The sequence below is a fragment of the Candidatus Methanodesulfokora washburnensis genome, from assembly GCF_003947435.1.
Lineage (GTDB): Archaea > Korarchaeota > Korarchaeia > Korarchaeales > Korarchaeaceae > Methanodesulfokora > Methanodesulfokora washburnensis.
Genome location: NZ_RCOS01000116.1, coordinates 1 through 8,155, shown reverse-complemented (window position 1 = coordinate 8,155; position 8,155 = coordinate 1). Strand labels below are relative to the sequence as shown.

Annotated in this window: 5 protein-coding genes and 1 CRISPR repeat array; of the genes, 4 read left to right on the top strand and 1 reads right to left on the bottom strand. The window is 41.9% G+C overall.

Annotated elements, in window-relative coordinates:
• Window positions 1–397 (bottom strand): hypothetical protein (locus tag D6D85_RS10045; RefSeq protein WP_133308309.1); only part of this gene is annotated, 397 nt, incomplete at its 3' end.
• Between the two features lie 49 nt (window positions 398–446).
• Here D6D85_RS10045 and D6D85_RS10040 point away from each other — a divergent pair.
• From D6D85_RS10040 to D6D85_RS10025, 4 genes are read left to right on the top strand one after another with little or no spacing between them, the layout of a single operon-like run.
• Window positions 447–5,390, top strand: a complete 4,944-nt coding sequence (locus D6D85_RS10040; RefSeq protein WP_125671910.1) for a hypothetical protein — start codon at window positions 447–449, stop codon at window positions 5,388–5,390.
• Complete coding sequence (locus D6D85_RS10035) at window positions 5,387–5,587, top strand: hypothetical protein (protein WP_125671909.1); 201 nt, start codon at window positions 5,387–5,389, stop codon at window positions 5,585–5,587. Before D6D85_RS10040 ends, D6D85_RS10035 begins: the two co-directional genes overlap by 4 nt.
• Window positions 5,588–5,600: 13 nt before the next feature.
• A complete protein-coding gene (locus tag D6D85_RS10030) occupies window positions 5,601–6,068 on the top strand; it encodes a hypothetical protein (RefSeq protein WP_125671908.1) in 468 nt (155 codons plus the stop codon).
• Window position 6,069: 1 nt separating this feature from the next.
• On the top strand, window positions 6,070–7,116 hold the full coding sequence (locus D6D85_RS10025; protein ID WP_125671907.1) for a glycosyltransferase: 1,047 nt from the start codon (window positions 6,070–6,072) through the stop codon (window positions 7,114–7,116).
• A gap of 97 nt (window positions 7,117–7,213) precedes the next feature.
• Window positions 7,214–8,134: direct repeats of the CRISPR family, unit length 25 nt; unit sequence TTCTCAATGCAAAGAGGATTGAAAG.
• Window positions 8,135–8,155: the final 21 nt, after the last annotated feature.

Below are 8,155 nucleotides of genomic sequence, written 5' to 3'. Positions count from 1 at the left end.
TGGATGCCATATATAATGCGATAAACTTCGTTAAAAATGCGGCTAGCTGGATCTCATCTGTTATTTCAAATGCGGCTAGCTTTCTACAGAACGCTATATCAAATGCCGCAAGTGCTATTGGATCTGTTGTGTCCTCAATAGGCTCAGCTTTATCTGGTATAGTCTCATCAGTGAGCTCTGCATTAACAGGCTTGGTCAACTCGGTATCAAACATTGTGTCATCGATAGGCTCTTCCCTCAGATCCATTGTCTCATCAATAGCTAGCTCTCTGTCTGGTATTGTTACATCAATAAGCTCCTCTCTGGCAGGAATGGTGTCAAACATAGGAAACATAGTGTCAAACATAGCATCTGGTCTGTCAAACCTTCTCTCATCTGCTGGATCTGCTATATCCAATCTTCTGTCATCCTTTAGCTCGGCTGTCCAGTCTGGGGTTCAGAGCTTTATGGGCTTTATACAATCTGGAATGGGTGCAATAAAGGGTTTGATAGATTCCGTGATGACTGGAATAAGGTCTGGTCTTGATGCGATAATGAATGCTTTAAAACCAATTGTTAGTGCAATAGTTGAGACTGGCAGATCCGCTCTTAGTGCAATAACAAACATACTTCAATCAGTTGGATCAGCAATAGGCGGTGTAGTGCAGAACATTGTTAATACGGTTAAGGCAATTCCTGAGTACATATCAAACATAGTGCAGATGTTTGCTCCACTTAAGGATTTTGTAACTGCTGTTGTCTCTGGAATTGCAAAGATACCAGATATGATAAAAGGCTTCATCGATATGATAAGGGGCAGTATTGATATACTGTCAAAGTTTGTATCTGAGCAATTGCCTAAGCTTCAGGAGTTCTTCAAAGATCCCTTTGGTTCGATAAAGAAGGTAGTATCAGACATAGCAGGCTTTATATGGGATCACCTTCCTGACTGGGCTAAAAACTTCTTAGAGGAGGCTCCAAAGACATTGACACAGCTTGGACAGGGATTTCTTAATGCCGCAAATGCTTTTGCCATGCTCTTTGCTCCTATCCAAAGGATAGGGGATTTCATAAACAATCTTATAAATACAATAAAAGGAATAGGGGATGCTATACAAAGCTTCCTTAAAGATCCTTGGGGGACACTAACAAAGGCTCTATCCGACATCGGAAAGTGGATCTGGGATCACCTTCCAGACTTCATAAAGAATGCATTAAAGATGATAGGAGATGCTCTTAACGCTCTAAAGGAGGGTGTTGTCAACTTCCTCAAAGATCCTTGGGGAAACTTGCTAGGTGCCTTGCAGGCTATAGGTGAGTGGATCTGGTCTAAGCTTCCACCACAAATACAGGGGGCTCTTGAAACCCTTAAGAAGTTTGCTGAAGGTGCATACAATTTCGTAACAGATCCCTGGAAAGGACTACAGCAATTGGGGGAGTGGATATGGAGCCATCTCCCTGAGGAGATAAAAGGCGGAATTAATGCAATAAAGGATGCTCTTAACGCTCTGAAGGATGCTGTTGCTGGATTTTTCAAAGATCCTGTTGGCTCCATAAGGAGTGCATTTGAGAACATGGGAAAGTGGATCTGGGATCACCTTCCTGACTTCATGAAAGAGGCTTGGGAAAAGATAAAGGATGTCGCTCAATGGTTTGCTGACTTCACAAAAGATCCATTGGGTAAGCTGAAGGAATGGGCTTTAGGTGTATTCCTGTGGATATATGATAAGTTGCCTGAGCCTCTGAAGAAGATAATAGATGGTCTTAAGACATTTGCTATGAATGTAATAGAGTTCTTCAAGGATTCCTATGGGTATATAAAGAAGGGGTTTGGCTGGATCAAGGATAAGGTATGGGAAGCTCTCAACTGGATCTTTGATTCCATAAAAGCAGGTCTTATATCGCTTTGGGATACACTCGCAAAGGGTGCTGAGGCTCTTGCATCTGGTTTTATATCAATACAGACAAAGCTTTTCACATCCCTCTTCAGCATTGGTAGAGCCATAGCTACACCTATAGCAGATGCTTTCGCATCCATATTTGGAACTCTGGTACAGTCAGGAAGTCCATCTCCTGTCGAGGAAATGATAAAAATGCTTGTAGGGACAAAGGAAAGAGTCACTACTATAAATAGAGTGTTCTTTGCGGCATTTATCTCTCCCATGCTCTGGGCACTTCCAATAAGGATTGCCGCTGGTGTTCCGATGTCAATAAACCAATTACTAAAGAAGTGGAAAAAGGAGATAGAAATAAGCTTAAGACCTATTGGGATTGGCGGTAGCATAAAGCTACATATAGCTGGTTCTATCAAGTACTGGATCGGTGTACTGGCTAAGCTTATGTCCGAATATCCAAGGCTATTTACAGAGAGATGGTTAGAAGGATGTCTTTTATCTCTCAACTTTGCTCTAATTAATTCATACAGATTTGCTGTAAAACAGTATTTCAGAACTCTCAATCTTGGTGATGTCCCCCTGTCAAGACCAGACCTGAGAGCATCGTTGGAGGCTACAAAGAGGTACCTCTTCTCTGATGAAATAGTGAAAAACCTTGAGTGGATGCTTGAATATCTTGGCTATCCAGACTGGCAGATAAAGACATTTACAACTAAGGTAGGCAAATCATCAGCACTAGATGTGGCTCTGTTAAAGAAATTTGAAGAAGAGGCTAAACAGGGATACATCACATTAACAGATAGGTTTGGCAATGAGAGGATAATACCCGTTTCATTGATGTATGAGCTTCCTTCTCTTACGGATGTTGTGAGGATGATGATAAGGGATATGTTCATGAAGGCTGATGAGACAGCTAAAGAGGCGTTACCTAGATTTGCAAAGTTTGCACTAGCTAGGGGCATGCATCCAGATATTGCATACATGTACTACCTGTATCACTTCAAGTATCCACCACCTGAAAGATTGTGGACTTTCACAGTAAGAGGTATATCTGGTCTGCTGTGGTTCTATCCCTCAAAGGATGACTGGGAGAATGCAAAGGATGAAGCCTTTGCACTTGGGGCATATATGCCTGAGATCCCATTCAAGCTCAACTTTGAACATGAAACCCTGATAAGAGCTTTCTCAGCTTATATGAAGTGGTTAGACTATGCCCGTCATTCATGGATCTTCGGCTTCACATCAGACAACTACATAATGACCGATACTGTTGCAGACATACCCACAAAGATCGATCAGAGGTGGCTCGTGAGATGGGCTCTATACGAGCTTATATCTGAGAAAGTGAAGAATTTCGAAACCCCAGTCAGGGAGATAAATATAGCATTGCTCGATAACAAAGCTGAAAACGAAAAGATAACTATGGATTTATCTCACTTCTGCAGGACGCTACAGGCTACTGGATTGCATCCAGACTGGGTTCCGATAACTGCGGTTGCAGAGACAATAAACGCTCTAGCAGACGAGAGAACACTGATGAGGACTGGTTTCATAAACCTATATGAGCGGGGATTCCTCGATATTCCTAAACTTGAGGATCTGCTCTCAGGCTTCTTCACTGCCTCATTTAAAGTGGCATGGTTTGACATACAGAACCTGAAATGGGAAAAAGACAAGTGGATAAACGTTCCTGTAAGGTTCCTTCCTGCAGAAAGGAAATTCCTAGAGCTAAGAAGTGTGATGGATAGAGCCGATCTTCTGTTAAGAGAGCTGATGTCTCTTGTAATGTCATCGATAAGGGCTTATGTTTTCGCTCCGACAAAATCAGATTTTGATCAATACATGTCGATTTACGGGGATGTTCTGTCAAAGATGCCCGAAAGGATGAAAGCTACACTAGAACAGTACAGGGCATCACAGCAGACAGCAGAAACTATAACAAAAGTGGTTACAAAGGTTCAGGAGTACAAGCCCAGAGAAATATCTGAGATAATATACCAGTTTGTCGATGACCTCAACAACAAGTTCTACAAGGATGCTGTTAAGTCGATAACTGGAAAGGAGATGACCTTAGCAGTTGACAAGCCTTGGCTTGAGCTGTACAAGCAGATTGCATCATACATAAGAGAGTTCGAGACAATAGACAGGGCTAGGTATTACGCTAGGTACTTCCTGTGGAGAGCTTTAGGTAGGTTTGAGAGAGGTTACATAAGCTTTGATGAGATGGCTCAGTGGGTTCACGACATAATAGGCACGATAAGGGAAACTCCTGTCGCTGAAGTTCTGCTATTGCAGACATCAAGGGTACTGCTGGAGGGATTCATAAGGGAGACAAAGGCTAATGCAATACTTTCAAGGCTCATGAGGAGGGTGATAACCGAAAAAGAGGCATTGAAACAGCTTCTGGATCTGGGATTATCAGAGGATGTTGCTAAGGCATTGGTTGAGGCTAAGGCTAGACCATACGTTCCTCAACCCGTTACGTATGGGGTTATGATGGATGTTGTTCCTGAGGCATCTGAGATAGTTGATAGAATGCTTGAGGTATTTGCATTTCCTGAATGGGAGAGGAAATACTGGGAGATCTACTTCAAGAGAAAGCCCATAGCAGATGAGCTCACTCTGTTGAGGACGAGGATATACAATGCATTTGGACTAGGTGCTACTCCAGAGAGGATAATACAGGTGCTTGACATAAAAGATAAGAGAGATCAACTGCTGTCGATATACGATGCGAACAAAGAGCTACTACAATCCTACGGTATAACTCCAGATGAGTTCGTCATGTACTATGTCATAGGTAAAATGGAGCAGTTCCTTGATGTTCTGAAAGGAGAGGAGAGAGAGCATGGTGCTGGATACACACCTGCTCTCTCAACACTTGCTACTCTGATAGAATATGTTCCAGAAACATGGAGTTTAGTACCTGAAGTATTACAGATAAGAAATATACCAAGCAAATGGGCAAATATATGGACAAAGTACTATCTAGCTAGAGAGCTAAGGGATGATGTAAACAGACTGCTATCGGTCTTCATAAGAATATCAGAGCTGACCCAGATCCCAACTGAGACTATAAACCAGATGAACTCGATGCTATCAACAATAGGCTACTCTCAGAAAGAGTTAAACGTGCTGAACCAGACAATAAACTTAGGCTCCTATGTAAGGGCATTTACCTATGTCGTTCCCTCTGTTAGAGGTGCTGTTACAGACTGCCTCTACATCTATGACTACAAGAAGATAATGGACATGATATTCGAGATAAGAAAGCTCCCATCGGTATGGGAATCCTACTACCTGAATCTTATAAGAAACAGAAAGGCATGGAGAATGGTTGGCAGATACATAACCGAGCTCATAACCTCATACGCAAATGGCATTATAGGGGATGACTTCCTCAACAAAGAACTTGACTCACTCAAGACATTTGGATTGAGCGATGATGAGAAAACTTTAATAATAAAGACAGCACAATTAAGGTTTGAGAGGTTATCAGCAAGGAGGGCGAGATGATGGGCGTTAAGCCGTTGAAAGATTTGGAGAAGAAGAGGACTGCTGAGTCATCTAAAGCACCAGAGGCTCCAGACATAAACAAACTGATAGAAGATCTGAACAAAATGGCTGAGGAGACAAAGAAGCAAGCAGAACAGCTTGTAAAAGATATAGAGGAGAGCAGGAAAAAGCTACTTGAGTCTCTGGGCATAAAGTGAAAAAGGGATCAAGATGACATGGATAGGGCTGACAAAGAAAGGTGTAGCTGTAATAAGACCTGACGAGTGGAATCTGGTGATAGATGCACTAGATGACCTCAAGAATAGTGTTGACACAATAATACAGATGTTCCGCTACATAACAATATTTGTTGACAACTCTCTGGATCAGGATGTCTCAATTACGATAAAGGGAAACAGAGAGCCTGCATTAGCGAAATCTATAAACATACTCTCAGCATTTACAGTAGCTAAGAACTCAACTTATGCTAAAACGCTTACTCCTGACAACTCCACATATATGCCCTACATAACAGTTTCCGTGTCATGCTCAACAGCACCTACCTCTGGCTACCTCAACATCTACAGGATAAGACCCAATTTAACAGAGAATAAAATAGTCGATAATCTGGCAATAAGAGATACAAACGTTCACGACAACTCAACAGATCCCGCTTTCATCAAGATAATACAGTGGTGAGATGCGATCGATATGGTATGTCTATCCGATGTTCAAGAGGGTATCATGGAGCATTGTAGGCTGGAGACATGTTCATCATCTGAGAAAGCTTGGCATGCACATAGAGGAGGTAGAGGAGAGGACAATTCCCACTTTATATTTGGAAACCCATCCTTTCCTCATTTTTCATCCCTTTTTCTATCCATTTCAGGCTTATGAAAGAAGTATAGGAAGGCAGTTGCCTCTAGCATCTGGTGTCATTGGCATAGATGTTGCAGATTCCGATCGAATATCTGAGCATGCAGTTCACCTTACTGAGTATGCTGATGCTTTAATAGTTCCATCCGAGTTCTCCAGAAAATCATTTATTGATAGTGGTGTTAGAAAACCCGTATATGCAATACCTCACGGTCTGGATGAGGAGTTCTATGAGATGCCACCTAATCCCATGGCTCACTTCAGTGCATTAGTTCAGAAGAAGAGAAGGGAAAACCTTATATATGCCCTCTTCTTTTTGCTTCATAGTGATTATCGCAAAGGTATGGATTTGGTATTTTCATGGTATCAAAAATTAAAGAAGGAGAGACCCAATGTTGTGCTGATTGTTGTTACTCCTGTCCCTTGGATAGAGGGAAAGAAGTTCAATGGAATAGATGTATGGGGATGGTTCAGCACAGAGCAGAAGATAGCCCTCTACGATCTGGCTGACATATATCCCATGTTCTCACGAGGCGGGGGATTTGAAATGTGCTCATTAGAGGCTTTGGCTAGGAGGGCTGTTGTAATAGCTCCTGAAGGCGGTTCATGGGCTGAATACCTTCCAAAATTTTCGCTTGTTAAATCCTACAGATGCTCTTATGTCCTTCCTGATAATCCCATACATGTAGGTGGTGGAGTGGAGATAGATGTTGATAAAGCTGTGGATAAGGCTGTTGACATAGTGGATGACCTTCAGGAGTACAAGCAGAGAACATGGGAGTATGTTCAGCAGATAAAGAGCAAATACAACTGGGATAATGTGGCTTTCATGCTAAAATCAGTAATTGAGAAGACCTTTAAATTAGATTAAGCTGTGGCTCAGAACAGGAGATCCCGCTATATTTAATGCTCTGTTTCTTTTCTCCTCAAAATTAAGATCGGTTATCCACACATCCGTGTAATCCGCATTCTCAATGCAAAGAGGATTGAAAGAATTGTTTAGAGAAGCTAAGAAGCTAGGAGATAGGCTAGGTTTCTCAATGCAAAGAGGATTGAAAGTTTTTGTTTTCAGTTTCCTCTCAGCCTCAAGTGCTACCTTCTCAATGCAAAGAGGATTGAAAGAGATAGTAGCTGAAGGATAGATCATGCTCATTTGCTATTCTTCTCAATGCAAAGAGGATTGAAAGGGCTGGATTTCCTCTGGTAGAGTCTCCTATGCAGTCTGCTTCTCAATGCAAAGAGGATTGAAAGTTGAACATTATATACCACTACCGAGTATAAATTTTTATTTCTCAATGCAAAGAGGATTGAAAGGCACAATAGGTCTCCTCTTCTCTAGGCTTATCTCCCCATTTCTCAATGCAAAGAGGATTGAAAGTGTATTTAAATATGCTCTGGATTATGTAGGTGAAGAGTTCTCAATGCAAAGAGGATTGAAAGGCTTGTCTCTGAAGTTGTCTATCTGTCTGAAAAAGGCGTTTCTCAATGCAAAGAGGATTGAAAGACAGCAGAAGCAAGATCCAATGCGGAGAAAGTCCTGTTTCTCAATGCAAAGAGGATTGAAAGTCAACTTCATGATCTCGACCTCCTATATGGACATAGAACACTTCTCAATGCAAAGAGGATTGAAAGATAGATGAGACAATCCTAACCGATAAGAAGAAACAACTCATTCTCAATGCAAAGAGGATTGAAAGTCAAGGAGAGGAATCCAAAGCTGAGCGAGTTTTGCAGGAATTCTCAATGCAAAGAGGATTGAAAGTTGTGGGTTTAGCTGAGAGCAAGGATCTTACCAAATCATTCTCAATGCAAAGAGGATTGAAAGGTCAGCACGTCCAGCCTCACCGGCCCGGAGGAGTTTCCCTTCTCAATGCAAAGAGGATTGAAAGACGATCAACTGGCAGGCAGAC

Coding starts and splice junctions, on each gene's coding strand:
- D6D85_RS10040 (WP_125671910.1), top strand. CDS start 447: ATGGGCTTTATACAATCTGGAATGGGTGCAATAAAGGGTTTGATAGAT.
- D6D85_RS10035 (WP_125671909.1), top strand. CDS start 5,387: ATGATGGGCGTTAAGCCGTTGAAAGATTTGGAGAAGAAGAGGACTGCT.
- D6D85_RS10030 (WP_125671908.1), top strand. CDS start 5,601: ATGACATGGATAGGGCTGACAAAGAAAGGTGTAGCTGTAATAAGACCT.
- D6D85_RS10025 (WP_125671907.1), top strand. CDS start 6,070: ATGCGATCGATATGGTATGTCTATCCGATGTTCAAGAGGGTATCATGG.